Annotated in this window: 22 protein-coding genes; 2 read left to right on the top strand and 20 right to left on the bottom strand. The window is 44.8% G+C overall.

Annotation, left to right across the window (positions count from 1 at the left end; genetic code table 11):
- Nucleotides 1-40 precede the first annotated feature (40 nt).
- The 17 genes from lepB to DESOR_RS15525 form a co-directional block, all read right to left on the bottom strand.
- A complete protein-coding gene (gene lepB / locus DESOR_RS15450) occupies nucleotides 41-586 on the bottom strand; it encodes a signal peptidase I (protein WP_014185510.1) in 546 nt (181 codons plus the stop codon).
- Nucleotides 587-645: 59 nt separating this feature from the next.
- Nucleotides 646-1,914: a methionine gamma-lyase family protein gene (locus tag DESOR_RS15455; protein ID WP_014185511.1), complete on the bottom strand. Its 1,269-nt coding sequence runs from the start codon at nucleotides 1,912-1,914 to the stop codon at nucleotides 646-648.
- A gap of 31 nt (nucleotides 1,915-1,945) precedes the next feature.
- The gene (hflX, locus tag DESOR_RS15460; protein ID WP_042332352.1) at nucleotides 1,946-3,571 is read right to left on the bottom strand and encodes a GTPase HflX; all 1,626 of its coding nucleotides are present in this window, start codon (nucleotides 3,569-3,571) and stop codon (nucleotides 1,946-1,948) included.
- A gap of 32 nt (nucleotides 3,572-3,603) precedes the next feature.
- Nucleotides 3,604-4,599 carry a stage V sporulation protein K gene (gene spoVK / locus DESOR_RS15465; protein ID WP_014185513.1) on the bottom strand — a complete coding sequence of 332 codons (996 nt, stop codon included), beginning with the start codon at nucleotides 4,597-4,599 and terminating at the stop codon, nucleotides 3,604-3,606.
- An 83-nt stretch (nucleotides 4,600-4,682) separates the two neighbouring features.
- A complete protein-coding gene (typA, locus tag DESOR_RS15470) occupies nucleotides 4,683-6,506 on the bottom strand; it encodes a translational GTPase TypA (protein WP_014185514.1) in 1,824 nt (607 codons plus the stop codon).
- A 147-nt stretch (nucleotides 6,507-6,653) separates the two neighbouring features.
- Nucleotides 6,654-6,914: an RNA chaperone Hfq gene (gene hfq, locus DESOR_RS15475; protein ID WP_014185515.1), complete on the bottom strand. Its 261-nt coding sequence runs from the start codon at nucleotides 6,912-6,914 to the stop codon at nucleotides 6,654-6,656.
- Nucleotides 6,915-6,953: 39 nt separating this feature from the next.
- Complete coding sequence (miaA, locus tag DESOR_RS15480; RefSeq protein WP_014185516.1) at nucleotides 6,954-7,895, bottom strand: tRNA (adenosine(37)-N6)-dimethylallyltransferase MiaA; 942 nt, start codon at nucleotides 7,893-7,895, stop codon at nucleotides 6,954-6,956.
- 81 nt (nucleotides 7,896-7,976) lie between these two features.
- Entirely contained in the window at nucleotides 7,977-9,929 is a 1,953-nt protein-coding gene (gene mutL, locus DESOR_RS15485) for a DNA mismatch repair endonuclease MutL (protein ID WP_014185517.1), read from the bottom strand.
- Nucleotides 9,926-11,257: a histone deacetylase family protein gene (locus DESOR_RS15490; protein ID WP_014185518.1), complete on the bottom strand. Its 1,332-nt coding sequence runs from the start codon at nucleotides 11,255-11,257 to the stop codon at nucleotides 9,926-9,928. The genes mutL and DESOR_RS15490 overlap by 4 nt, the downstream gene beginning before the upstream one ends.
- Entirely contained in the window at nucleotides 11,257-12,921 is a 1,665-nt protein-coding gene (locus DESOR_RS15495; RefSeq protein WP_042331302.1) for a hydantoinase/oxoprolinase family protein, read from the bottom strand. The genes DESOR_RS15490 and DESOR_RS15495 overlap by 1 nt, the downstream gene beginning before the upstream one ends.
- Before the next feature lie 42 nt (nucleotides 12,922-12,963).
- Entirely contained in the window at nucleotides 12,964-15,516 is a 2,553-nt protein-coding gene (gene mutS, locus DESOR_RS15500; RefSeq protein ID WP_014185520.1) for a DNA mismatch repair protein MutS, read from the bottom strand.
- A 101-nt stretch (nucleotides 15,517-15,617) separates the two neighbouring features.
- Nucleotides 15,618-16,043: a YlbF/YmcA family competence regulator gene (locus DESOR_RS15505; RefSeq protein ID WP_014185521.1), complete on the bottom strand. Its 426-nt coding sequence runs from the start codon at nucleotides 16,041-16,043 to the stop codon at nucleotides 15,618-15,620.
- A gap of 78 nt (nucleotides 16,044-16,121) precedes the next feature.
- A complete protein-coding gene (gene miaB, locus DESOR_RS15510; protein ID WP_014185522.1) occupies nucleotides 16,122-17,453 on the bottom strand; it encodes a tRNA (N6-isopentenyl adenosine(37)-C2)-methylthiotransferase MiaB in 1,332 nt (443 codons plus the stop codon).
- A 137-nt stretch (nucleotides 17,454-17,590) separates the two neighbouring features.
- The gene (locus tag DESOR_RS15515; RefSeq protein WP_014185523.1) at nucleotides 17,591-18,850 is read right to left on the bottom strand and encodes a D-alanyl-D-alanine carboxypeptidase family protein; all 1,260 of its coding nucleotides are present in this window, start codon (nucleotides 18,848-18,850) and stop codon (nucleotides 17,591-17,593) included.
- 43 nt (nucleotides 18,851-18,893) lie between these two features.
- Entirely contained in the window at nucleotides 18,894-19,739 is an 846-nt protein-coding gene (locus DESOR_RS15520; protein ID WP_014185524.1) for a DegV family protein, read from the bottom strand.
- Nucleotides 19,740-19,907: 168 nt separating this feature from the next.
- Nucleotides 19,908-20,030: a hypothetical protein gene (locus DESOR_RS30660; protein ID WP_014185525.1), complete on the bottom strand. Its 123-nt coding sequence runs from the start codon at nucleotides 20,028-20,030 to the stop codon at nucleotides 19,908-19,910.
- 85 nt (nucleotides 20,031-20,115) lie between these two features.
- Entirely contained in the window at nucleotides 20,116-20,550 is a 435-nt protein-coding gene (locus tag DESOR_RS15525; RefSeq protein WP_014185526.1) for an acyl-CoA thioesterase, read from the bottom strand.
- A 95-nt stretch (nucleotides 20,551-20,645) separates the two neighbouring features.
- On the opposite strand from DESOR_RS15525, the gene DESOR_RS15530 reads away from it, so the two are divergent.
- Both DESOR_RS15530 and DESOR_RS15535 read left to right on the top strand, forming a co-directional pair.
- The gene (locus DESOR_RS15530; RefSeq protein WP_014185527.1) at nucleotides 20,646-20,840 is read left to right on the top strand and encodes a DUF896 domain-containing protein; all 195 of its coding nucleotides are present in this window, start codon (nucleotides 20,646-20,648) and stop codon (nucleotides 20,838-20,840) included.
- Nucleotides 20,841-21,088: 248 nt separating this feature from the next.
- Nucleotides 21,089-21,376 (top strand): hypothetical protein, encoded by a 288-nt coding sequence (locus tag DESOR_RS15535; protein WP_014185528.1) that lies wholly within the window; start codon nucleotides 21,089-21,091, stop codon nucleotides 21,374-21,376.
- A gap of 114 nt (nucleotides 21,377-21,490) precedes the next feature.
- Here DESOR_RS15535 and pyk read toward each other — a convergent pair whose 3' ends face one another.
- The 3 genes from pyk to DESOR_RS15550 all read right to left on the bottom strand — a co-directional run bounded on the left by pyk (nucleotide 21,491) and on the right by DESOR_RS15550 (nucleotide 26,911).
- Nucleotides 21,491-23,224, bottom strand: a complete 1,734-nt coding sequence (gene pyk / locus DESOR_RS15540; protein WP_014185529.1) for a pyruvate kinase — start codon at nucleotides 23,222-23,224, stop codon at nucleotides 21,491-21,493.
- A 16-nt stretch (nucleotides 23,225-23,240) separates the two neighbouring features.
- The gene (gap, locus tag DESOR_RS15545) at nucleotides 23,241-24,251 is read right to left on the bottom strand and encodes a type I glyceraldehyde-3-phosphate dehydrogenase (RefSeq protein WP_014185530.1); all 1,011 of its coding nucleotides are present in this window, start codon (nucleotides 24,249-24,251) and stop codon (nucleotides 23,241-23,243) included.
- 617 nt (nucleotides 24,252-24,868) lie between these two features.
- Nucleotides 24,869-26,911: a heterodisulfide reductase-related iron-sulfur binding cluster gene (locus tag DESOR_RS15550; protein WP_014185531.1), complete on the bottom strand. Its 2,043-nt coding sequence runs from the start codon at nucleotides 26,909-26,911 to the stop codon at nucleotides 24,869-24,871.
- Nucleotides 26,912-26,961 lie beyond the last annotated feature (50 nt).

Below are 26,961 nucleotides of genomic sequence, written 5' to 3' on the forward strand. Positions count from 1 at the left end.
TATAGATCAGTATATGCTTGAAAAAGAAAAAAGCTCCCGCCTAACGGGCAAGAGCTCCAAATGTATTCAATGGCCAATACCGAAATAGAGTTCTTCCAGTAATGTTTTCCTCGGGCAAAAATCCCCATTCTCTTGAATCAGCACTATTATTGCGATTGTCGCCCATGACAAAAACATTACCCTGGGGGACGACAATCGGACCAAAGTCACTTTTCGGTTTTTCTAAGATATAGGGTTCATTAAGAGGTTTATCATTAATGTAGGTGGTCCCGTTCTTAATTTCAACTTTATCTCCCGGTAAACCTATGACTCTCTTGATATAATCGTCTGTGGCGTGGGCACTCGGAGGCGGATGAAATACAACAATATCCCCTTCGACAATATGATCAAACCTTTTAAAGAAGAACTTGTCCACAATCACCCGGTCTTCCAGCTGAATCGTCGGCAGCATTGAACCTGTAGGAATTTTGCGGGCTTCAATAACATAGGTACGCAGAACCCAAGAAAGTGCAAAGGCAATAAGGACAATTTCCAGGAGTTCTAATAAAAACCGGGCGGAACTTTTTGGTTTCTCTGACTCTTCCATAGTGCACCTCTTTCCTACCTTTCATAGTATCATAGATTGGCCAAAGTTGAAAATCTCGATTACTTACTTAAGAGTCCCTGCTGCCAGAGGTTTAAAGCAGCTAAGATATTGCCCATACGAACGTATTGATAGGATATGCCCCCCTGCTGGTATGCAATATAAGGTTCGCGGAGAGGTCCATCCGCTGAAAATTCACTGGTAGAACCTTGAATAAAAGTTCCTCCCGCCATGATCACTTCATCATCATAACCCGGCATTCCGGATGGGATGGGCAGAACATGAGAATCAATAGGAGAACCTTTTTGCAGGCCTTGGCAGAAAGCAATCATTCTCTCCCTGGACCCCAGTTTGACGGCCTGAATCAGGTCGGTCCTGGGGGTTTCCGGCGCCGGATGAACTTCAAACCCTAAAGCCCGCCAAAAGGCTGCAGAAAAAACAGAGCCTTTAATGGCTTCAGAAACAGTTAAAGGACTAAAGAATAGCCCTTGATAAAACAATCGCTGCCATTCCAAAGTTGCCCCCATATACTCCCCGACACCCGGGGCTGTTAAACGCTGGGCACTTAGCTCCACTAAGTCTGCCCGCCCTGCTACATACCCTCCTGTAGGTGCTATACTGCCGCCTAAATTTTTGATTAAGGACCCTGCCATGAGATCCGCACCTACATCGCCGGGCTCTTGTCTTTCAACAAGCTCTCCATAACAGTTATCCACGAAAATAATGATCTGGGGATGCTCGGGTTTTACAGCATCCACCAGCTCTTTCAGCTGAGCAATCCTGAGAGAATTTCTCCAAGCATAGCCTCGGGAACGCTGAACCATTAACATTCGGGTTTTATCTGTAATCCGTTCCTTAATCAGGTCCAGCTGCAATTCTCCTTGAGAGTCTAAATCTACCGTCTCATGGGATATGCCAAAGTCGAGCAGGCTGCCCTGTCCTTTTCCCCTCAAACCAATGACTTCTTCCAGGGTATCGTAGGGGTTTCCGCTTACGGAAATAACATGATCTCCCGGGCGCAAAACGCCAAATAAAGCTGCTGCAATGGCGTGGGTACCTGAGACAAACTGACCGCGCACCAGAGCGGCTTCCGTACCTAAAATCCGGGCAACAATGCGGTCCAGAACTTCCCGTCCTGTATCTCCTAAACCATAGCCCGTGGTTCCGTTCAGATGATAAGAGGAAACTCTCTCCTCCTGAAAAGCTTTGAGAACTTTTTCATGGTTTAGACTGGCTATTTCCTCTAAGACTGGTAGTTGTCGGGCAAGAGCAGATTCTGCTTCAATGACTGCGTCGCTAATATTCTTTGGCCATTCAGGATCCTTATACAAAAAAATTTCCTCCTAACAAACAAAGACAGGCTTATTCATGCTTCAGTAATGAGCTGAGTATTTCCCATACCGGCTTAAGAGAGTCTCCCCGGGTGAGAGAAATTTTAACAGGATAGGGAAAATATTTCTCTAAGTCCTCTAGTTCAGGCTCATCTTCAGGTTTGATTTTATCGATTTTATTTAAGAGGGTGATAGCGGGTTTATCTAAGCAGCCCAGCTGATCCAGAACGTCACGAACAGTTTCAGCATGTTCCAAAGCCTGCCGGTGACTGGCGTCAATCACATGGATTAAGGCATCTGCTTGCTGAACTTCTTCTAAAGTAGCGATAAAGGCCCGGAGCAATTGGGTTGGCAATTTACGAATGAAGCCAACAGTATCACTGAGGAGGACTTCCAAGGAAGAATCGATCTTAATACCCCGCACAATCGGGTCCAGGGTGGCAAATAATTTATTCTCACCCATGGGTATATCTGATCGGCTGCCAGCCTGCTCCATGGCTAGTTTCATAAAGGTAGTTTTCCCTGTATTAGTATACCCCACCAGAGCAATAATAGGTAGTCCGCTGCGAGTTCGCTGCCGGCGCTGAACATCCCGGTGCTGCAGCACCTGTTTTAACTCTTTTTCCAAATGATTGATCCGGTCTCTCATCCGCCTGCGGTCAAGTTCAAGTTTCGTCTCTCCAGGTCCCCTGGTTCCAACTCCCCCTCCTAAACGGGAAAGTGCTTGTCCCTGGCCTGTTAAATAGGGCAAGAGATGTTTAAGCTGGGCTAATTCCACTTGAAGCTTACCCTCGCGGGAGCGCGCCCGCTGGGCAAAGATATCTAAAATTAAGCCGGTTCTGTCCAGTACTTTAAGTCCTGTTTCCATTTCCAGAGTGCGCATCTGAGTTGGGGAAAGTTCATCATCACAGATCAGTACATTGGCCTCGGATTCCTGCAGTCGATGAAGAAGCTCCTCCAACTTTCCCCGACCAAAATAACTGCGGGACTGGCCGTATCGCCTAAGCTGAACCAATTCCCCGACCACATCCACTCCGGCAGTTCGAGCCAACTCCCGAAGCTCCAGTAAATCTTCATAGGTATCCAGTTCGCTGTCTTGGAGAGCAATTAAAAAAGCACGTTCCCTGGCGTTTTTAGGGGTCACTTTCTTGGACTTAGCCGGCCTAAAACTGGAAAGACTGCCAAGGCAGTCCTGATAATCGAAGTGATGCCAATCTTGAGGACTTAGTTCAAGGGTGTAAGGAGGCCCCTCCTCCCTCAGGAAAGCCATCTGAATTCCCGTCAGCTTACCTTCCAAAGCCCCCACCGCGGCCATGCTTTCCAGCTCAAGGGATGTTAAGGCACTATAATCCAAGGAGCTTAACTGGAAATTCCCACTGGGATGGGTGTGAATACAGCGCAGGTGTTTGCCTTGAGACCTGCGTTTAATCTGGGGCAGAGTTACCTGAGCGTGACGGCCCACGGCAGCAGCCAGCAGCCTACCGGAACGGGAAAGATAGACAGCAATTTCACGGTTCCAAAGCCGGGTAAGCTGGATAAGTTCCCTGAGAATCCCGGGATTAATAAGTTGGGAAGGCTCTGTTTTTATGTCCTCTAAGGCTTTTAGCTCTTGTAACTGACTTGCCCGAATCCCCGACAAGTCTCCTGAAATGTCCATAGTCATAGAATACCTCATCAGCTATTAATCAATTATAGATTTTCCAAGGTTATATCCTCAGGCAGAATCTGAATAAGTTCATCCCGGCTGGAGCTGGACTTTTGAAACAAACGAACAGCCTGCTTTCTGACGGTTTTTTCAACAAGATTGCGCACCAAGCGGGCATTTCCGGCGTAACGATGAGAACTTAACAGGCATTGCAAATGGTAGCGCAGAGTATCCTCGGCTTCTGTGGTTAAGGTATATTGACGAGTTTTCAGCATGGATTTAGCGATAGCCAGCAATTCCTCTATAGTGTAGTCCGGAAAATCGATGTGAATAGGAAAGCGTGACCTTAATCCGGGGTTGGTTTGTAAAAACCAATCCATTTCCTGACTATAGCCGGCTAAAATCAATACGAGATTATCTTTATTGTCTTCCATGGCTTTGACTAAAGCATCAATGGCTTCCTTGCCAAAATCCTTTTCCCCGCCCCGGGCCAGAGAGTAAGCTTCATCAATAAACAAAACTCCTCCTAAGGCCTTCTTGACTTGTTCTCGCGTCTTTTGCGCCGTATGACCAATATATTCGCCAACCAGATCTGCCCGTTCACATTCAATAATATGTCCTTTTTGTAAAACTCCCATTTCTTTAAACAGTCGCCCGACCAAGCGTGCCACTGTTGTCTTGCCCGTTCCGGGGTTCCCTTTAAAAATCATATGTAGGACCAGTGGTTCTGCCACGAGTTTTTCCTGGGTGCGTCTTTTCTGGATTTCTACAAATGCTTGTAAATCACGAATCAGACGTTTTACTAGTTCTAAGCCAATATAGGAATCTAATTCATCAAGGATTTCTAAAACTCTGTTTTTATCCTTGTCTTTTTCTTTGTCCTTATCTTTATCAAGGGCTGAAGAGTTGGTTTTGCGTGCACGCCCAATCCCCGTTAAATCTGAAGCCGGTGTATGTGTATCTTGGGTTTTGGGGGGCTTGGGTGTCTGAATAACCGGAGGAATCTGGTTGTCCGGTCCAAACTTTATTCTGATTGTCATAAGTACAGGCACCTCCCATCCTTATTACTATACGCAAGTAAAGATGAAAGGTGTCCTGTTAAAGTAATGTTATTATTTCCCTATTATTTCCCTGTTAAACTTTTTGCATAACGAACCCGGGAGGTATGATCTAAAAATTTCTTGCGTAAGCGAATACTTTTAGGTGTAATCTCCACTAACTCATCGTCATTAATGAATTCCAGGGATTGTTCCAAGGAAAGCTCCCTGGGCTTATCCAGACGCAGAGCTTCATCAGCGGAACTGGTACGCATATTGGTCAGCTGTTTTTTCTTACAAACGTTAACTTCAATGTCCTGCTCCCGCTTGTTCTCTCCCACGATCATGCCGCCATAGACGTGGAGACCGGGATCAACAAACAAAGTGCCCCTCTCCTGAGCAGAATAAAGCCCGTATGCATTGGTTTCTCCTTCTTCAAAGGCAATGAGGACTCCGCGGTTACGCCCGGGGATTTCACCTTTATAAGGTTCATAGCCCAGGAACACATGGCTCATCATTCCTTCTCCCCGGGTCTGGGTTAAAAACTCGCCCCGGAAGCCAATCAGGCCCCGGGCAGGGATGCGAAACTCAACCCGCAGTTGGGTTGCGGAAAGGTTGGTCATATTGACCATTTCTGCTTTGCGCTTACCCAGCAGCTCCATAATAGCGCCTAATGAGCTTTCCTGAAGATCGCAGATCAAATATTCCATGGGTTCGCATTTGACGCCGTCAATCATTTTATAAATAACTTCGGGTTTAGAAACTTGAAGTTCATACCCTTCACGACGCATATTTTCAATAAGAATGGAAAGATGGAGTTCACCCCGGCCGGATACTTTAAAGCAATCGGCAGAATCTGTCTCTTCAACGCGCAAGCTGACATTGGTCTCTACTTCTTTCCAAAGACGTTCCCGTATTTTCCGGGAAGTTACAAAATGACCTTCCCGACCGGCAAAGGGACTGTTATTGACCATGAAATTCATGGACAGTGTGGGCTCATCCACTTCAATGGTGGGCAATGCTTCCGGATTCAAGGCGCAGGCTACGGTTTCTCCGATATTGGCACTTGTTAAACCGGTCAGGGCCACGATCTCTCCCGCCGAAGCTTCGGAAACCACTTCCCGTTTAAGACCTTCAAAAACCATGACTTTACCCACTTTGGTTCGTTCAAAACTCTCGTCGCGTTTAATTAAGGTAACGTTTTCATTTTGAGTTATTTTCCCCCGGACAATCCGGCCAACTACGATTTTTCCAACATAATCATCATAGTCCAGGGTTGTAACCAGCATCTGGAAAGGTGCATCCAGATCCACCACTGGTGCGGGTATATGATCTAAAATCACAGAAAATAAAGGTTCTAAAGAGTCGCTTAAGTCATCATGAGCCAGTCCTGCTATGCCTGTACGGGCAGAAGCATAGACGACAGGGAAATCCAGTTGGTCGTCGTCGGCACCAAGTTCAATAAAGAGATCCAGAACTTCGTCAACAACCTCCTCAGGGCGGGCGTCCGGACGGTCGATCTTGTTAATGACAACTATTGGAACAAGCTTCAGTTCCAAAGCCTTGCGTAAAACAAAACGGGTTTGAGGCATAGGACCCTCATAAGAATCAACAATCAGAAGTACCCCATTGACCATTTGCAGTACCCGTTCCACTTCACCGCCGAAGTCGGCGTGGCCCGGTGTATCAATAATGTTGATCTTCGTTCCTTGCCAATGGACTGCGGTGTTTTTGGACAAAATCGTAATGCCGCGTTCACGCTCTAAATCATTGGAATCCATAACACGTTCGACTACTTGCTGATTTGCTCGGAAAGTTCCACTTTGTTTTAACATGGCGTCTACAAGTGTTGTTTTACCATGATCAACGTGAGCGATAATTGCAATGTTGCGTAAATTTCGAGTTTCCATAGTTGGGTAGAATTCCTTTCTTTCACTAACTAAAAATATATCACTTTAAGATATCATAGTTAAGTATCGAATTCAAGCATAAAGAACTAAGTCCGATTGCAGCGAACTTAGTTCTTTAAAAGCTCTGTTAATTTAAAATACGATTGCTTATTTTTGTGTACCGGAATTTCCTTCGGCAGCATTTAAAGCCGCAAGATTAATGGGACGAATGGGCATGACTGTAGAAATGGCATGCTTATAGACCATTTGTTGTCTGCCTTCAAACTCGATGATAACGGTAAAGTTATCGAAACCTTTTATGAGTCCTTTAAGCTGAAATCCGTTAACCAAGTAAATGGTCACCGGGAGGTTTTCTTTACGTATTTGATTTAAAAAGGTATCTTGTAAATTGATGGGCGATTTGTTCATTTATTTTCCTCCATCACCTTATAATTCTTCTCTCTAATCTTATTTTACACGAGTTTGGTAAGCTCTGCAAGCTTGAACCACGGACTTAAGTATTACGCTGAAGCCACTTTCAATGTCATACCAAGTAATTCTGGGATCACGCCGGAACCAAGTCAGCTGGCGTTTGGCAAAATGCCGTGTATCCCGCTGCAGCAAACGCAGCATTTCCCCTTCCGTAACTAATCCTTGCAGCTGCCAAAGGGCATGGCGATAGCCAATACTTTGCAGAGGCTTTAAGGTGGGTGAATAACCCTCGCGAAGGAGATTAAGTGTTTCTTCCAGGAGTCCTTGTGACAACATTTCCACACAGCGCTGATTAATTCGTTCATAAATCAAACTGCGGGGGGCGGTTAACCCTATATATAAAATTGAAGGGTCCAGCTTCTGGTATTCGTCATCTTTGAACTGCTTCTGACTGGACAGAGGTTTGCCCGTTAAATCAAAGATTTCCAGGGCTCTGGAAACGCGCAGGACATCATTAGGATGCAGCTGCCCGGCACTGACCGGGTCCTTCTTTTTAAGTTCTTCATGCAATAACAGCTTGCCGTGTTCTTCTAAGAATAATTTCCATTTTAAACGAATTTCTTCACTGCCACGTTGAGAAAACTCATACGGGTCCAGCAAAGAACGAATATACAACCCTGTTCCGCCCACAACAATAGGAATATGTCCCCTGCCCCGAATTTCTTCGATTTTAGAAGCAGCCATAGCTTTAAACTGGGCCGCCGTAAAGGGTACTGCCGGGTCCAGAAAATCGATTAAATGATGAGGAACCGACTGCATTTCCTCAGCAGTAGGCTTAGCAGAACCTATATCCAGCTTTTGATAAACCTGAACAGAATCCCCGGAAATTATTTCACCGCCGAGCTTTTCCGCCAAGGCCAAGCCCAAAGATGACTTACCTATTCCCGTAGGTCCAATAATGATTACAAGTGGATACACCTAACCACCCTCCATTAAACTAGTATACCCCTATCCCCTCCTCACAAACCAGCTAGTCCCCATCACCAGAAGCACTGCTCCTTAAGTCCGATAAAAACGCTTCTCCAACTCAGAGCGCGTCATAGTGACCATAGTCGGCCTGCCGTGAGGACAAGTATAGGGATTATGAGTCCGGCCCAGAGCAGCAATCAGCTGTTCCATTTCGTGAGTATTAAGAGAATCCCGGGCTTTTATGGATTCTTTGCAGGCCAACATATAAATCCATTCCTCAATCATTTTATCAAAGGTAGGCGGTGAATTTTTGATCAAGACCTCCTCAATAAACTGGCGAAGCAATTCATCTGCCGGGAAATTGCCGGTTTGAACAGGTATACCACGCAGCAAATAGGTTCTGGAACCAAATTGTTCAAGAATGAATCCCATTTCATTGAGGATCCAGAGATTTTCAAGCAGAACTTGTTCCTCCTGGACCGTAAATTCCATGGGGATAGGAATAAGCAAGACCTGGCTGGGCTGATCCGCTTCTTTAAACTCCCTGAGCAAGCGTTCGTAATTAATGCGCTCATGAGCGGCATGTTGGTCGATAATGGTTAAAATTTTGCCGTCTGTCGCTAAAATGTAAGTGTTAAATAGTTGAGTTAAGGGCCACATATGACTCAAGGACTGCACGGAGTCCTCAACCTTTACAGCGGATTTAACCTCCGGTATAGGCAAATCCGTTTGCTGAATGGTTCTACTTAAAACAGACTTGTTTGCTGCAGCAGGGAAATTGCGGGGTACAGCAGGCTGAGGTTCAAACTTAATTTGTGGCTGTTCATAACGAGCAGTATTGTCAGGGGCAGATTCTCGAACTGCCATATCGACTTCAGCTCTTCTCGGCAGGTCTTGCAGGCCCTGCTGCTCCTGTAAGTCCGGCAGCTTCTGCATATTCTGAGGCGGGGATGATTTTTGTACCTGAAACGAAGGGAGGGGCGCCTTTGTCACGGGAGAAGGCTGAGCTTTGGATTGGGATTGGGATTGGGACTGGAAGGCAGGCAGAGGCTTGCTCCTAAGCAAAGCAGCATTCACTGCCTCCCGAATAAATTGACTAAGACCCGCTTCATCCTTAAAGCGCACATCCATTTTCGTCGGGTGGACATTCACATCGTACTCTGAGGGTGGCAGAGATACATGCAGAACAGCGATTGGATGATGCTTAGCGGGAATTAAAGTATGATACCCTTCGGCCAGGGCCCGGCTTAGTAAAGGCGAGCGAATGATCCGCCCGTTAACCATGAAAAACTGGGCTTGTTTTGAGGAGCGAACTAAGTTTGGCGGGCTGATAAAGCCTTCTAACCGCCATTTTTCGTCACTCATTTGAATGGGAATCAACTGCCGGGCCAGATCATAGCCAATGACAGCGCCGATGGCTTCCCGTAAATCTCCCCGTCCGGTAGTCTGCAAGACCACTTGCTGGGGATGGGTCAAAGAAATAGCAATCTCGGGATGAGCCAGAGCGATTCGTCCCACAGTATCGCTGATCAGTCCAAACTCTGTAGCTGTGGATTTTAAGAATTTTAAGCGTGCCGGTGTATTAAAAAACAAATCCCGCACAGTTACCGAGGTTCCCACAGGACAGCCGATTTCTGTTAACCCCTCTTCTTCTCCTCCCTTGAGGGTGAAAGACAATCCGGCTTCTTCATATTCCGGACGAGAAGATATCTCAAAGTGGGATACCGAAGCAATACTGGGCAAAGCCTCTCCTCGGAACCCTAAGGTTTGCAGGTGATCCAAGTCTTCAATCTGGGTAATTTTACTCGTGGCATGACGAATTACGGCCAAAGGCAGGTCTGCCCTGCCGATTCCGCTGCCGTCATCCCGCACACGGATTAAAGGCACGCCATTGCCTTCAATAGTGATATCGATGTGTTTGGCCCCAGCGTCTAAGGAATTTTCCACCAGCTCCTTAACCACTGAGGCAGGGCGTTCCACAACTTCTCCGGCGGCTATCTGGTTGGCGGAATTTGCATCCAGAATGTGAATTAACGGTGTCAAAACTGCCTCATTCCTTCTTTTCTCTCCCAAACAAATTCTTGATCATAGAGTTGGTTTTGCAGCAAGGCGCTGGAAATATCGGCGGCTTTTTGCAAGTGTTCCCACAGGTCGTAGCCGGCTTCTTCACAGGCCGGGCAGGCATGAAAGGGTATGCGTATTAAGGCGGATTTCTGGGTATAGCGCCTGCTTTCAATATAAAGGGTTCCGGGACAATGGCTGCATTCCCGGATATAATCATGACGGGTTTCCTGGAAGCCTTCCGTATCATAGTAAACAGAATGAGGGCTATGCACCCAGTTACCTGCCGGGAAGAAGTCCTTAGCCTGGTATTTAAAGTTAGGCTTTAGCGTCTCAAATTGCTTTTTCAGTTCTTGTACATAGGGTTTCAGGGCGGATAAAGGAATTGAATTGCGTTTCATTTTCTGGGGCTCGCGAACATGATGATAATCTTCCCCGGCCAGAGCCAGTAAAATAGACAGGTTAACATAAGGCAGCGCCCCTTCAATGGAATAGCCGCCTTCCAGAACCGCTAAATCCGGCTGCAGGAGTTCAGTGATTCGTCCGTAGCCCTCCGCCGTTAAATTCATGGAGGCCAAGGGATCGGTAAAATGATTATCCTGACCTGCGGAGTTAATAATCATCTCCGGAGCAAAGGACTGAACCAGGGGCAAGACCCATTCTTCCATCAGGTAATGATAACCGTCATCACCGATTCCCGGCGGCAGGGGTATATTTAAGGTTTGACCCCAGGCATTGGGTCCTCCTTTTTCAAAGGTAAAGCCTGTTCCCGGAAAAAGAGTGCGCCCGTCTTGATGCATGGAGATAAACAAAACATCGGGATCGTGATAAAAGATATCCTGGGTGCCGTCGCCGTGATGCACATCCGTGTCGACAATTGCGATTCTGCGTTTGCCGTACCGAGCTCTTAAATGATTAACCAGGATTGCTTCATTATTTAAGGAACAAAAACCCCGGTTTCCCCACACTGTCGCTCCGGAATGATGACCGGGAGGACGGGCCATCACAAAGCCATTATGAATCATCCCCTTGACTTGAGCTTCACCCATTAACAGTGAACTGCCCACAGCAATCAGATGAGGATCTAAACCATCTGTATGGGCACCGGGATTGGGAAATAAGGCTTGGGTTCTTAAAACATCCTTGAGTTCCGCAACCCGGGGGGAAAACTGTTTTATTTGAGGCAAATCCAGAATTCCTTCTTCAAAGAGCTGTTCTTGGGTATAGAGAAGACGTTCTTCACGCTCTGGATGGGAGTCGCCTAAAGACCAGTCAAAGGCCGGGAAAAATAAGATCCCTGTCTGTTTCATTACTCCACCCTCCCTAACACACCAGGCCGTACATGAACGGCCCCGCGGACAATTTGTCCCACGGTTTGATAATTTTGGACAATGGGAAAGAAATCAAAGGGCTCCTTTTCCAAGTCATGGAGCTGGATCTGATAATCCTCAGCCTGCTTTTGGACCAGAGAATCCAGAAATCCCTCAACTTCCCGGTAAGGCCGCAGGGGTCCTGTCCATTTTCCCTGCTCTCCTGTTTCTTCAACATTATACTTCTTCATATAGGTATCCAGATGCAGAGTGCAGTCGAAGGTGGACCGGGCCAAGGCGGCTCCCAGGGCATTGGCTACTTCCGAGAAACGGCTGAGCTGAACCGGGGTATCCAAAGTATTTCCTAAAGCATCTGCGATCCCTTTGGCACCGCCGCCGCTGACTAAAGTCGTGAATTCCTTGCTTTCATGGGGATGGAGGACTTCCCAGACCTTATAGGCAGGTTCCTCCTCCCATTCCTTTTTCAAAGAGTCCACAGCCCCGGCAATCCTTTCCACTACCCGGTTAATGATATCCTCAGCCAGTGCCTGTAAACTGGCAGGGGTCCTGCCTCCAGAGGGCAGCAGAGTAGCAAGGCCTTCTTCCGCCAATTCTAAGCTGCCGTAATCAATCAGCTGCAAATAGCGCATAGCATCCGTAGGGGTGGGTGCCCGGCCGCCCAGGCAATAGGCCGGCCCGATACGGTAGTCCTCAATATGGAAGCCTTCCTCAGAAGTCCGGATAACAGAGTCTCCGCCGACGGGAATTGACCGGACGGCTAAAGAGCGAACAAGGGTTGAAAAGTCGCCGATTTGGGCTCCTTTAGCGCTAAGCAGGGGAATTCCGGAAAGAATCAGGCCAATATCTGTGGTCGTGCCGCCGATATCAACGACGATGGATGAGGCACCGGGATCAATTTGAGTAAGAGCCGCCAGGACACTGGCTGCCGGCCCGGAGTAAATGGAGTCAATGGGCCGGATTTTAGTGAGAGGTATACTCCCCCCATCAGCTTTTAAAATATAAATGGGTGCCTGAATGTTCCGGGCTTTAATGGCGTCTTGGAGCTGTCGGGAGAACTGGTGATATAAATCGGATACCCCTAAGTTAAGATAGGTGGTAAGACTGCGACGGTAAAAATTAGCTTGACCCCACTCATGTCCTAAAGCAATGGTTAATTCAGGATTAGCTGCTTTGAGATAGTCAGCCAGCTTTTCTTCATGGAGCTGATTGCGGTGAGAAAACTTGCCTACAATGGCAACGTGGCTGACATCTTCCTGAGGTGCTGCCAGCTGTAGGCCCTCCCATTCCCCAGGATCTGGGGACTCGATTTCCCGTCCCCGGAAATCCATTTCTCCCTTAAGTTCTACATAGCTGACAGGCCAGGGCAGAGCCGTAACATTCATCCCATGCCCGGAAAATAAAAGCAGCTGAACAGCAGGGATTCTGTTTTGGAGAATAGCGTTGGTTACCAGGGTTGTACTGACGGTAATTTGTTCAATCTCCTGCTCATCGGAAATTTCTAAGGCATCAAAAGCATTCATGAGGGTCTCTACTATGTTTTTAGATTGGGTAGGCACTTTGGCTTTGCTTTGGATTCGGCCGTTTTTTAAGAAGACTGCGTCCGTATAGGTACCGCCTACATCGATTCCTACTCGATTTAACATCATTCATCACCCCTTGATCGTTGTGTGAAGATTAAAGTTTACTTACATAGTTTTCGTCGCTTGGATTCTTTCCTGTAAATCAAAGAGATATTGCAAAGCTTGACGGGCCGTCATGTCATCTAAGGGCAGCAATTCGATTTCCTGCAGCAGCGGGTGCATTTGCGGTTCATCAAATAAGGAAAACTGAGTAACCTTGGCAGGGGGAGCCGGTACCGCATGAGCGGGTTCAGCCGACTCTAATTCTAACAATAAGGTTTTAGCCCTCTGCAGCAATTCCGGGGGAAGACCAGCTAAACGAGCTACTTGAATGCCGTAACTGCGGTCTGCCCGGCCAGGTAAAATTTTGTGCAGGAAGACGATGTCCTCACCACGCTCTTTGACCCCGACATGTAAATTGAACAACCCGGCAAATTCGTCTTGAAGCTGGGTTAGCTCATGATAGTGTGTAGCAAAGAGGGTTTTGGGTCTGAACTCAGGATGTTTAACTAAGTGCTCAGTTACCGCCCAAGCTATGCTAAGTCCATCATAAGTTGCTGTCCCCCTTCCGATTTCATCTAAGATAATCAAACTCTTGGGGCTGGCATATTTCAAAATATGAGCGACTTCCTGCATCTCAACCATAAAGGTACTCTGCCCTGCCGCCAGATCATCGGAAGCGCCAACCCGGGTGAAAATACGATCCACCAGGGAAATACCGGCATTTTTAGCAGGGACAAAGGAGCCTATGTGAGCCATCAGAACAATCAAAGCGACTTGACGCATATAGGTTGATTTTCCAGCCATGTTTGGCCCGGTAATGAGGGCTAAATGCTGGCTTTCGGATAAATGGGTATCGTTGGGAACAAAGAGGTTTTGCTCAAGCATTTCTTCCACAACAGGATGCCGGCCTTCGGTGATCAATATTTCACCATCATTTTTGATCTGAGGCCGTACATAATGGTTGCGCACAGCAACTTCAGACAGGCTGACAAAGACGTCAATCTCTGCCAGAATCTGGGCGACCTGGATAATTCGTTTCGTTTGCAGGCGAACCTCTTCTCGAAGGGCTAAGAACAACTCATATTCAAGATCTTTAAGTTTTTCCTCTGCACCAACTATTTTAAGTTCGTAGTCCTTGAGCTCCGGAGTAATAAAACGCTCAGCATTGGCAAGGGTTTGTTTGCGCTGGTACTCCTTAGGGATAAGATGGGCGTTGGCATGAGTGACTTCTATGTAATATCCGAAGATTTTATTATAGCCGATCTTTAAGGAGCGGATGCCGGTTCGTTCTCGTTCAGCATTCTCCAGTTGAGCTAACCATTCCTTGCCGCCGCTGGCAATCTCCCGCAGCTGGTCGACTTCCCGGGAGTAGCCGGTTTTAATAATATTGCCGTCCCTTAGAGAAATGGGCGGAGCCGGATTAATAGCGTTTTTCAGCTTGGCCACAAAGGTCTCCAGTCCGCCAAGCATAGGAACCTTGGTTTTCAAAGTTTCTGCCCTACTGGAACTGAGAAGTGAGCATAAATCAGGGAGCAGGGCCAGGGTTTGAGTCAGGGATAACAAATCTTTAGCGTTAGCTGTACCATAGGATACTTTACCCATTAAGCGCTCCAGGTCGTAGACTTCCGATAGAAGCTTCAGCAAATCCTTGCGCAGGAATGAGTCGGAAATTAATTCTTGGATAGAGTCCAAGCGGCCTTCTATTTCATCTTGCAAAAGCAAGGGCTTATCAATCCAATGTCTTAAAAGTCTGCCCCCAAAGGCCGTTTTGGTTAAGTCGAGGACGGAAAGCAACGTGCCTTTTTTCCCGACCCCACGGAGAGATTCCGTAAGCTCTAGGTTTCGCCGTGTCCATTGATCGAGAAACATCCAGCGTTCCGTTCGGTAGGTTTTGATTTCCACGATATGAGTCGGATCAACGCCGGGCATGGTTTCTAATAAATAGGTCCAGAGCCCCGTTGCAGCACGGGTGGCTGCGGGAAATTCGCGAAATAAACTCTCTTGACCCGGGAAATGTTCCGGAATGGCATTACCGTCAAAAGTCTTGCGGTCCCGTACGGTACAATAGTACCCTACCCAAAGTTTAGTCCTTTTAATAAGTTCTGGAGTTAACAGGAGTTCAGCAGGATTAATGCGGGAAATCTCCGTGAGCAAAACATCCACATCCGCTGTTTGAAAAACCGTAAACTCACCCGTTGATAAATCCAGAAAAGCAAGTCCCCAGTGATCAGCAAAATAGATACTGGCTAAATAATGATTGGAACGTTCCGCAACAGCTTCTGTCAGAGTCCCCGGGGATACAATCCGGATGATATCACGTTTAACAATGCCTTTAGAAGCTTTAGCATCTTCCACTTGTTCGCAAATAGCAACTTTATGGCCGGACTTTACGAGCTTGGACAAATAATTGTCCACAGCATGGTAAGGAACTCCACACATAGGAATTCGCTTTCCTTCCCCGGCATCCCTTCCTGTTAAGGCAATTTGCAGGATGGGGGCAGCGACTTCAGCATCTTCACCAAACATCTCATAAAAATCACCTAAGCGAAAAAAAAGAATGGCGTCCGGGACTTTCTCTTTAATAAGGTGATACTGCTGCATCATCGGGGTCGTCATAGTATCCTCTTCTCCCCTTTAAGTTCTTTCTGCGTAGTATTAAAAAGGGGAAGAGCTCAGAATCAGCCCTTCCCTCTCCCTGTTTCAGTGATTTCTTCAGGTTAGGCCCCGCAGCCACACCCGCTGCTGCCGCAGCCTCCAGGATTGCATCCGCTTGGGTCACAACCGCTGTCCCCGCAAGAACAGCTATCCGATGCATTAGCAATAGCCCCTGCCAGAATAGCATTAACACCATCCAGCATCTCAGTAAATTTATCTTGGGCTTCCATGTAGGCAGCAATGGCAGGATTAGCTTCTACTTTCGTCTCAATCTCATCGACAGCAAGTTTATCAGCTTCAGAAGGCTCTTCCCCATTTTGTTGGGCTTCCATAAAACGTTCTTGAGCTTTCTGTAATTCAGCAATCAAAACCTGGGCTGATGGATCGGCAGCCATGGCATCTTCCTTGCTGTGCAATTCAGCGAGTTCTTCACTGCGGGCAATGGCATCAGCCAAGAGTTGGGCTTTTTCAAAAATCTCATTTGTCATGTATTACACCTCCGCATATTCTCTTTATCATTCTACATAGTACAGCATGATTCCTGCATAATCAAAATCAGGCTGAAACTATTTCTCGGTTTCAATCTCTCCCACTAAAGTCCAGGTTCCTGCTTCCGTTATTTTCAGATTAACCAGAGACCCGATATGGTCCGGAGATCCGCTAAAAACCACTAACTCATTTCCTCGGGTTCGTCCGGTTAAGCGATCAGGATTGGTTTTACTGGGCCCCTCAACCAGGACCTCAAAGGTTTTACCGATCATTTCCTGCCGCCAGAGCAGGCTCTTTTCATTTTGCAGGCTCATTAATCTCTGTAAGCGGCGTTTTTTAATATCCAGGGGAATTTGATTTTCCATAGTAGCCGCCAAAGTCCCTGAACGTTTAGAATACATAAAGGTAAAAGCGTGACTATAATTCACCTGATTGATGATATCCAGAGTCTGTTCAAAATCTGACTCCGTTTCACCGGGAAAGCCTACGATAATGTCCGTGGTAATACTTGCTTTGGGCATGAATTCCCGGATTCTTTGGACACGGCTAATATAGTATTCCCTCGTGTATTTACGATTCATGCGTTCCAGGATAAAATTGCTTCCAGCTTGAATAGGAAGATGAAAGTGTTCGCAAAGATTCTTGCCCTTGGCAACTGTTTCAATAAGTTTATCCGACAAATCTTTGGGATGAGAGGTCACAAAACGAACTCTCAATACCCCTGGAATTTGGTCGACTTCATGAAGTAAATCGGCAAAATCATAAGGGGGAGAAAATTCCTTACCATAGGAGTTAACATTCTGGCCAAGTAAGGTCACTTCCCGGCAGCCGCTGGCGATAAGGTCCTTAATCTCTTGAATAATCTCCTCAGGTTTACGGCTTCTTTCTCTGCCTCGCACATGAGGAACAATACAATAAGAACAAAAATTATTGCAGCCATACATAATATTGACATTGGCTTGCAGCTTGCCTTTCTCAGCCAGTGGAGTTGATTCCGTGGTCAGTTTAGGTTCCGCCCATACTTCTGCTGCCTTTCCTTCTTGCTCTGCTTGGTGAAGCAGCGCAGAAAAGTCGTGGAGATTATGGGTTCCCGCCCAAATATCAATATGGGGTGCTCTTTTCTGCAATCTCTCTAAAGCCCCCGGCTGCTGAACCATACAACCACTGATGGCAATCTTTAAGTTAGGATTCTTTTCCTTCAGCCGTTTCAATTCACCGATTTTACCAAGAATCTTATTTTCGGCACTTTCTCTGACACAGCAGGTATTAATAATGATAAGATCCGCTGTGGCAAGATCATCGGAACTCATATATCCTTCTTCCCGTGAAATCTGAGTTAAAGTCTCAGCATCACGCTCGGACATCTGGCAGCCATAAGCTAATGTGACAACTTTCTTTTCCGTTTCCAAAAATTGCTCAACTCCATATCTACCTCATAATCCATAGTTGTTTATTATACTTGATTTTAAGATCAAGAGCAATCTGGGCATACTGATAGGTATTATTCACTTCCGCACAGAATTTTATAATCCGTATTCAAAAGCACCTATAGTTTCTTGGAATTCTCTCTGCGCAGCCTTCTTGCTCGCCGGCGCAGATAACGGGCCCGGTTTCGTTGTTTATCAATCACAGCTGCAAAGCCTAAGATCACCAACAAAGTGCCAGCCATCCAGGGCAGACTTAGTGAGGCAAAAAAGCCTTTAGGTTCCTCAGCCTTAGGCAAAACAGTTTTTGAGGCAATTAAAGGTAGAGTGTTGAGGTGTTTTTCACCCTCAAGCACTTCAACTTGGGCCACGGCTTGTCCTTTTTCTACTGAGGTTAAAGGTTCAGTATTGAGGGAGGTCACTCGCAAATTAAGGAGGGGCTGGTCCTCATTAAGTTTTTGGGTTACATAGATTGGGCTGTCAATAGTAAGGTCTACCGGCTCATTATTCACCGTAATTGAAGAAAGCACGGAACCTGCAGGCTTAACAACGTTATTTTTATACTGGGTAAAACCATAATCAAACATGGCCTGCATATCTGTGTAGATTTCTTTTCCAGGCGATTTGAGAATAACGCCAATAAGCTGCCGGCCATCTTTCGTGGCTGAAGCAACCAGACAGTTCTGAGCTTCACTTGTATAGCCTGTTTTAATACCATCCACTGTGGAATCTCTCCACAATAGTTTATTTTCGTTAACCATTAAGACTGGGACATCATCTTTCGATCGGGAGATTGCCTGAGTTTTTGTGCGTACAAACTGGGCAAAGGTAGGATTTTGATAAGCCACCCGGGCTATGAGGGCTAAATCATGGGGTGTCGTGAGATGTTCTTTTTCCGTTAAACCGCTGGGATTAACAAAGTGGGTTTTAGTTGCTCCAATTTCCTGAGCCCGTTGATTCATCAAATCAACAAAACTATCCACATCTTTACCGACATATTCCGCTAAAGCAACTGCTGCATCATTGGCTGAATTAAGCAAGGTTGCATATAAAAGGTCTCTGACGGTTAGTTTTTCTCCTGGTTCAAGATATATTTGAGTACCATAAACCAATTTACTGTTTAACATTGTGGAGCTTATGGTAACAGTGTCGTCAAAATGTCCGTTTTCAATGGCTAATAAAGCTGTCATAATTTTAGTGGTACTTGCCGGGGCTAATAATTCATCGGGATTTTTTTGGAAAAGAGTTTGTCCGGATTGAACATCAATTAAATAGCCTCCCTCTCCGCGTATATCCGGCGGAGCAGTGTTATCAGCATAGGCTGGAGGGGAAACCGAAAATAATAAATAAAGCGCCAGTAATACTGTGGTAATGAATTTCAACGAGTATGCCTCCTATAATGATTGCTTAATATATCCGGCTATATCAAACTCTGTAGAAAAGAGCTAAAGTCCCCGGTCCGGTATGACTTCCGATAACACAGCCGATTTCGCTGATCCAGATGTCTTTTACCTTTAGACGTTCGCGAATTTCTTGAGCTAAAAGATTCGCTTCATTTAAGCAAGCTGAATGGGAAATACCAATAACTTGCTCCTCGGGGTGTTGGATTTCCTGTTCCATAATATCAACGAGTTTGCGAATAGCTGCTCGTCGGGTCCGAACTTTAGCGAAGGGTTCAATATGTCCTTCGGAAGTGATATGCAGCACAGGTTTGACATCCAATAATCCGCCAATAAACCCGGCTGATTTGCTGACCCGGCCACCCATAACCAGGTATTCCAGGGTATCAAGAGTAAAAATATAGCGCATGGATTTACGGCATTGGAGAATCTTTGCCTCGGCTTCTTCCCAGGATGCAGCTGATTGGACAATATCTTGAGCTAAAAGAGCTAACAACCCATAGCCAAACGAAGCCCCTAAACTATCGATGACATGGACCCGATCCGGTGCCGAGGTCGTCTCACTAATCATTTTGGCCGTTGCCACAGTGGAACTCAGACCCGATGAGAGATGGATGGCAACCACCTCATGCCCTTCCGCTAAAACTTGTTCATAATGTTCTAAGAGCATATTCAAATTAGGTTGTGACGTTTTAGGCAATTCTTTAAAACTAGCGAACTGAGCATAAAAATCCTCAGTTTGTAAGTCAATCCCTTCTAAATAGGTCTTTCCATCAATAGTTACAGGCATGGGAACGGTTATAATACCGGCTGAAGCAGCTTTATTCTTAGGAATATCGGATGAGCTATCAACAAGTACTTTGAAGGACATGACACACCTCCTACAAATTACATGAAACTATAACCTAGAATTTATTCGTGGATAAACTAAAAATATCCTGCTATCAGACTACAAAAAATAAAGCTCATCTTGTCGATGAGCTAAAGTTACATATTAATAAATCTGAACAGATGGATTAGTCCATAAAAGGAATTCTTTTCAAGCTGAAATCTTTTGAATAATCGGATGTTGTCCAAGGATAGCCATAAGCCCTGGAAGTTCCTGCTTCTTTACAACTCGATAGTTAACTTCTTCTCCCTCGATCCACGTTACAAGAAACATAGGATCCCCTCTCTCCTTGTATTATGTATACATAATACCATGGGCCATGGACGAATACAATTGCTTTCAATATTTAATTGTTTAATTATAAATTCTTCTGCAAATGCCCTTGTTGTTCAATAATCGGCTGCAAATCCTGCCATATTTCATAACTTTTTACATTTGTAAGCTTTCCTTCCTTGTTAACAAAGACATGAACGGTCTTTCCTTCAGCTAATAGCGTTTTCTCTCGAATAATGCGATAAGAAAACGTAATGCTTCGGGCAGACATTGAGATAATTTCTGTAACTATGGTGATTTCGTCGTCATATTGAGCAGGCTTGCGGTAGCGGCAATTTGCATCAATTACAGCCAGACCAAGACCTTGTTTCTCAAACTCAGTATAGGGTAAGTTTAACTCTCTGAACAATGCCGATCTGCCAACCTCAAACCAGACGATATAATTGGCATGATAAACAATTCCCATCTTATCCGTTTCGGCATAGCGGACACGTAAGTTTGTTTTTGCAGACAATCCCATAGGATACCTCTTTTCTTAATCCTGATTTGTATGGATTTTGAATAATATGTTATAATGTGCAAAATAATCAGCGGATAAATTAAGGAGGATTTCTCTTGAGCATATCACCTATCAAGCTTTTTATTGAACGAATTAATGAATTATCTCGAAAGCAAAGAAGCATTGGTTTAGAAGAATGGGAGCATGCTGAACAAGAAGCATTGCGTCAGGAATATTTAACCTATATTCGTGAACAAGTCAAAGTATCTCTGAGTACTATGCAGGCAGAAGAGAGTTCTCCTCTGCAATAGTCTTTTTGTACTGTCAGAAAGTATAACTTCGTTGCATACTGCAAGAAGACTAATTCGTGCGAAGACAGTGCCTTCATCTTCCAGCATAAGTGCAACCAACGGTTTCGCCTTCGCTAAGGCTCGGCGAAGCCGGGTTTTCTTTAGGTGATTCTAAACTCTGCTCCGGCCATGTATTTGTTTCAAGGAATAAGCAAATAATAAACCAAGAAACATGATACTGTTTTAGCGATAAAGGAGGAGGATCACCTTTGCCGGAGCGTATTTTGAAGTACGGTGGTACTAAATTCAGAAATCTCGTCCCCCCAGTAAAAATAAACCGTTTTGTTAATAGCTTGCCCAGCAATAAACGAGATTCCCTTTTCGAAATATCCAGTGAGTTGCAGCAGGCTGGGTTAATTGAGGTCTTTAACGACCGTTCTCCCAGCACCCTTGATAAAGATACTATTGATGACCAAATGACCAATTCCGGCAGTTTTAACCATGAACTGCAAGGATTAAAACGAAATAAGGATGATTCCCTTACTCTGCCCAAATAAACGGCGGTATTCGATTAATAAACGCGAATAGTCTTAAACTATTCGCGTTTATTTAATTATTACTCATATAAGTTAATGCATCTCTGGTTAAACTGCCTAATAAATCTAATCATCTTAAAGGATACTTACCGAACCTTCATACATCATACCTGTTAAAGCATCCACAGTCAAAGTCTGACCGTTAATCACTTTAGAAAAGGCTTCTTTAGCCCCAACGATGGCAGGAATACCAAACTGCAAAGCCGTGATGGCCGCATGGGATGTTAAACCGCCCTCTTCAACGACTAAAGCACCTGCCCGGGAAATCATGTCGACAAAACGGGAGTCGGTCCTTTCGGTGATGAGAATTTCACCGTCATTGAATTCATCCTTTTCGGGATATTTGATTTTACGAGCTAACCCAGAATAGGATTTTCGCCCAATCCCAAATCCTTTGCTTAAGATATTGCCCATGATTTGTACTTTTATCATATTCGTTGAGCCAACCTTGCCGATAGGTACGCCGGCAGTGATTACCACCACATCCCCAGCCTGAATGAAATTTTGATTTAAGGATGTATTTAAGGTTACAGCCAACATTTCATCCGTCCCTGAACTCTCAGGAACTAAAATAGGCCGGACTCCCCATTGCAGAGATAATTTTCTGGCGGTATTGGCAAAAGGCGTAGCAGCTACAATAGTTGCTGCCGGACGATATTTAGAAATCATACGTGCAGTCATACCTGAATGCGTCGGTGTCAAGATAGCTGCTGCTTTTAGATCATTGGCTATGGTATAGCTGGCAAAGCTAATAGCTTCGGCAACGTTGAGTTGATTATGCCTGGTAGACTGTTGCTTTACATAGTTTTTTTCAATTTGCTGGGATATTTTATCCATCATGACAACAGCTTCCACAGGATATGATCCTGCTGCCGTTTCCCCAGAAAGCATAATGGCATCCGTTCCGTCCAGAATAGCATTGGCTACGTCACTAGCCTCTGCTCTGGTGGGTCTGGGCTGCCGGATCATGGAATCCAGCATCTGAGTTGCCACAATCACTGGTTTGCCTAATAAGTTACATTTACGGATCATTTCCTTTTGGCGAATAGGTACTTCCTCAACAGGAATTTCCACGCCTAAGTCTCCCCGGGCAACCATTAAGCCATCGGCAACTTCAAGAATATCATCCAGGTTGTTTATGCCTTCCCGGCTTTCAATTTTAGCGATGATATGCACATCGGCTCCCATTTCTTCGACGACCCTGCGCACATCTAAAATATTGGCGGCCTTGCGGGTAAAGGATGCGGCAATATAGTCGATTCCCTGGGAAATCCCAAATTTGATATCCTCGATATCCCTTTCCGTTACAGCGGGCAAGTCAATGAGGGCATTAGGAGTATTGACCCCTTTTTGGGATTTTAAAACTCCCCCGTTGCGTATAACCGTTCGAATGGTTTCTTTTTCCACAGAAGTTACTTCCAAGTCAAGCTGACCATCATCAATAAGAATGTGACTGCCAGGTTTCACCTTTCGCCACAAATCAGTGTAAGTAATTCCTACTCTCTCTTGATTGCCCAGGCTTAGATCTGTATCTAAAATAAACTCCGCTCCGTTCTTAAGGATAATTCCTTCATCAGGAGCTTTACCTGTGCGAACTTCCGGGCCTTTAGTATCCAGAAGAATCCCTAAATGTTTTCCCATTTTAGCTGCTTCTTGACGTAAAACTTCAATCCTGCTCCGGTGTTCATCATGGGTACCATGAGAAAAATTTAAACGGGCCACATCCATCCCCGCGTTTAACAGAGCTTGAACTTTTTCCTCAGATTCACTTGCCGGACCAATGGTACAAACAATTTTTGTTCTTCTCATCGTTTTCTCCTTCGAATTACAGACCTTTTCCTACAATATGCTTTACTAAATCTAAAACTCGATTTGAATAACCCCATTCATTGTCATACCAAGCTAAGACTTTAGCCATCCGCTCTCCAACCATCATGGTCGATAAACCATCAACAATGGAACTGGCCGGATTTCCATAAAAATCATGAGAAACCAAAGGCAATTCGGTATATTCCAGATACCCTTTCATCCTATTGGCTGCAGCTTCCTTGAGAACAGAATTGATTTCTTCTTTGCTGGTTGTTTTGTTTAAGCGGACAACCAGATCCACTAAAGAAACATTAGGTGTTGGCACCCTGACCGCCAAACCTTTTAGCTTGCCTTCTAATTCCGGTATAACCAAAGAAACTGCCTTGGCCGCACCTGTGGTCGTAGGTATCATAGACTGATAGGCGGCTCTTGATCTGCGCCAGTCCTTATGCTCCAAGTCTAAGATCCGCTGATCATTGGTGACGGAATGTGTGGTAGTCATCATTCCTTCTTCAATACCAAATTCGTCAAGCAAAACCTTGGCTATAGGGGCCAAACAATTTGTGGTACAAGATGCATTGGAAATAATATGGTGTTTATTGGGATCGTAAAGTTGTTCGTTAACTCCCATGACAATGGTGATATCCTCATTTTTACCCGGAGCGGAGATAACAACCTTTTTTGCTCCTGCATCAAGATGCTTGGCGGCGTCATCACGTTTGGTAAAGCGTCCCGTTGATTCAATGACAATGTCAACTCCCAGTTGTCTCCACGGCAAATCTGCTGGATTTTTCTCGGCAAAAATTTGAATCTCTTGACCGTTTATTACCATGTTTTTGTCATTGATTTCGACTTGGTTTGGCAGCACCCCATGAACAGAATCATATTTAAACAAATGAGCTAATAAATCCGGACTGCCTAAATCATTAATTGCAACAATTTCGAAAGGAAAAGACTGACTAAGGGATGCCCGCAGTGTAAGCCTGCCAATTCTGCCAAATCCATTGATTCCTACTTTTATACTCATATGGTTTCCTCCTCATCAAAAATTGCATTGTTAATGTAAAGATTACTTTTAAAACACTATTCTGTAAGCCAAAAGAAATTCCTGCTCTGCAATTTAGTATACTTTCTATAATTTTCCTAAGCAAATCATAGTTATCCAAGATGGAAATATCTGTGTCTGGTGTGTTGAACTTTCAAATTTATAATTCCCTAAAAAGAAAAAAACTTGCAAAATCGATTACAAAGAATTTATTAGATTTAATTACTGAATTTTATCTAATATTATAGATTATCTAATCTATTTTTTTCCTTTTTATGTAACATCATGATCTTTAACTTTGCTATTAAAGTATCTAATTATACCATAGTCTATCTTAGGGGTTAAATCACACTTCTTTATAATTTTTGAAGCTATGAAGTAAAGTTTACATTTCTGTAAAACAGCATTAATGGAATTAAAAATGGAAATTAATGTTTAATCGGTATTATATTATGTATTAAAATTTAAATTCCAATATTAAAGACCAACTGTTTTGTTTCAGTTGGTCTTTAATATTTAGTCTTAATTTAATTGATTGTTTTGTTTAATTATTTAAATTAAACTTTCTATTATAATTATTCTGAAAATTAACAGCAAAATTATAGGGCTTTTTCTAAGATTTCGGCGATATCCAATGCTTTCATCTTTTCTCCTGCTTCACGAGCGGCGATACCATCATTAATCATTGTCAAACAGAATGGGCAAGCAGTACCAACATAATCAGGGTTAACCGCGATAGCTTCATCTGTACGCATTTCATTGATTCGTTGACCTTCGTGCTCTTCAAGCCACATACGGCCTCCGCCGGCACCACAACAGAAACTCTTCTCACCGGTGTGGGACATTTCAGTAATGTTTAGACCAACCGCTTTAAGCAGTTCTCGAGGCTGTGCATAGATCTCGTTATAACGGCCCAGGTAACAAGAATCATGATAGGTTACTGTTTTTCTATCTGACTTGGTCAATTTCAATTTGCCGGACTTAATTAAATCTAAGAGGAATACGCTGTGGTGAATCACTTCAAAGTTACCGCCAAGTTGAGGATACTCATTCTTTAAGAAGTTGTAACAGTGTGGGCATTGGGTAATGATTTTCTTAACACCGTATCCATTCATAACCTCTATATTTTCAGTGGCTAAGGAATAGAATAAGTATTCGTTACCTAATTTACGAGCGGAGTCACCGCAACATTTCTCTTCATTACCAAGGATTGCAAAACTGACACCTGCAGTTTGGAACAACTTGACAAGAGCTGCGGAAACTTTTTGATTTCGGGCGTCAAATGCTCCTGAGCAGCCGGGCCAATACAGATATTCTGCATTCGGATCTTCTTCAAAGGTTTTGACCCCGAGACCGGTCAGATAATCCGCACGTGTCGTCCAGCCAATACCCCATGGGTTACCGTTATTCTCCATGTTTCTGAAGGCCAATTGAGCTTCTGCCGGGAAACGTGTTTCCATAAGTACGAGGTTCCTGCGCATATCAATGGTTTTATCAACATGCTCGATGAAGACCGGACACTGCTGTTCACAGGAACGACAGGTTGTACAAGCCCAGAGGTCCTCTTCAGGGATAACTTCGCCAATGAGCGCTCGGCCAGTCCACTCTTCCATCTCTCCAGCTTCACTGGCAGCAGCAGCTTCCTGGTCCGCGGCTTGTGCCATAACTTTAGTTTTTCCTAGAAGTGCTTCCCCTGTTTCTTCCATCAAAACTCGCATATCCTGAATGATTCGTTTAGGACTTAAGTGTTTGCCGCTTAAGTAAGCAGGACAGTTATCTTGGCAGCGTCCGCAGCGCAGGCAAACATCCGTGTTAAACAATGTCTTCCAGGAAAACTCACGTAATTGGCTCTTGCCAAAGGTCTCCAGGCTCTCATCTTCAAAATCAATAGGTTCAGGGATACCTATCGGTCCCCGGTTGCGGAAGAACTGGTTGAGAGGCCCCAGTAAGATATGGAACAGTTTGGAGTATGGAAAATAAGCGATAAACGCCATTGCCAAGAAGAGATGGAACCACCAGAGGAATACATGCAAGGATAAAATTTGAGCTTCGTTAAGTAACGCTTTGATAGGAAAAGACAACCATAGACCGATAAATGCATAATCAGCCCAAGGATCTGGCAATACAGCGATACGAGCTCCTTGGATAAGAAATCCTGTCAAGAGAATTGCAAATAACAGAGCTAAGGTAATCCCATCATCCGTTTTATTATCGAGGCGATCCGGGCGCTGAATATATCTTCGGCAAGCCGCAACAACGATGCCAAGAAGAGCAGCCAGTCCAAACAAGTTGGCTGTGATTTTAATAAAGAGGTAAAGCCAACCGTGGAAAAGATGAATGGAGAAATCTGCCTGAAGGGTAATGATGGCTGTCGCGAAGGCTAAGAATAAGAACCCATAGAATATACCTGCATGCATCATGCCAGGGAAGGAATCCTTAAAGATCCGTTTATGAGCAAAGGTATAAACCAGCACGTCTTTAATCCCCGGCCAAACTTCTTTCCAGCGATTTTCAGGCTGACCTAGTTTCCATAGCTTAACACGCTTATACACTCCATAAGCAAAGATAGCAAGTGCAATGATAAAGAATAAGTAAAGCCAATGATGTCCTTCAATATTCCAATACACTTCACGTGTTGCCATTCTTCTCTCTCCTTACCCTATTAAGGAAGCGCCTGGGTAGGCGCTTCGCT

It is taken from the genome of Desulfosporosinus orientis DSM 765, from assembly GCF_000235605.1.
GTDB lineage: Bacteria > Bacillota > Desulfitobacteriia > Desulfitobacteriales > Desulfitobacteriaceae > Desulfosporosinus > Desulfosporosinus orientis.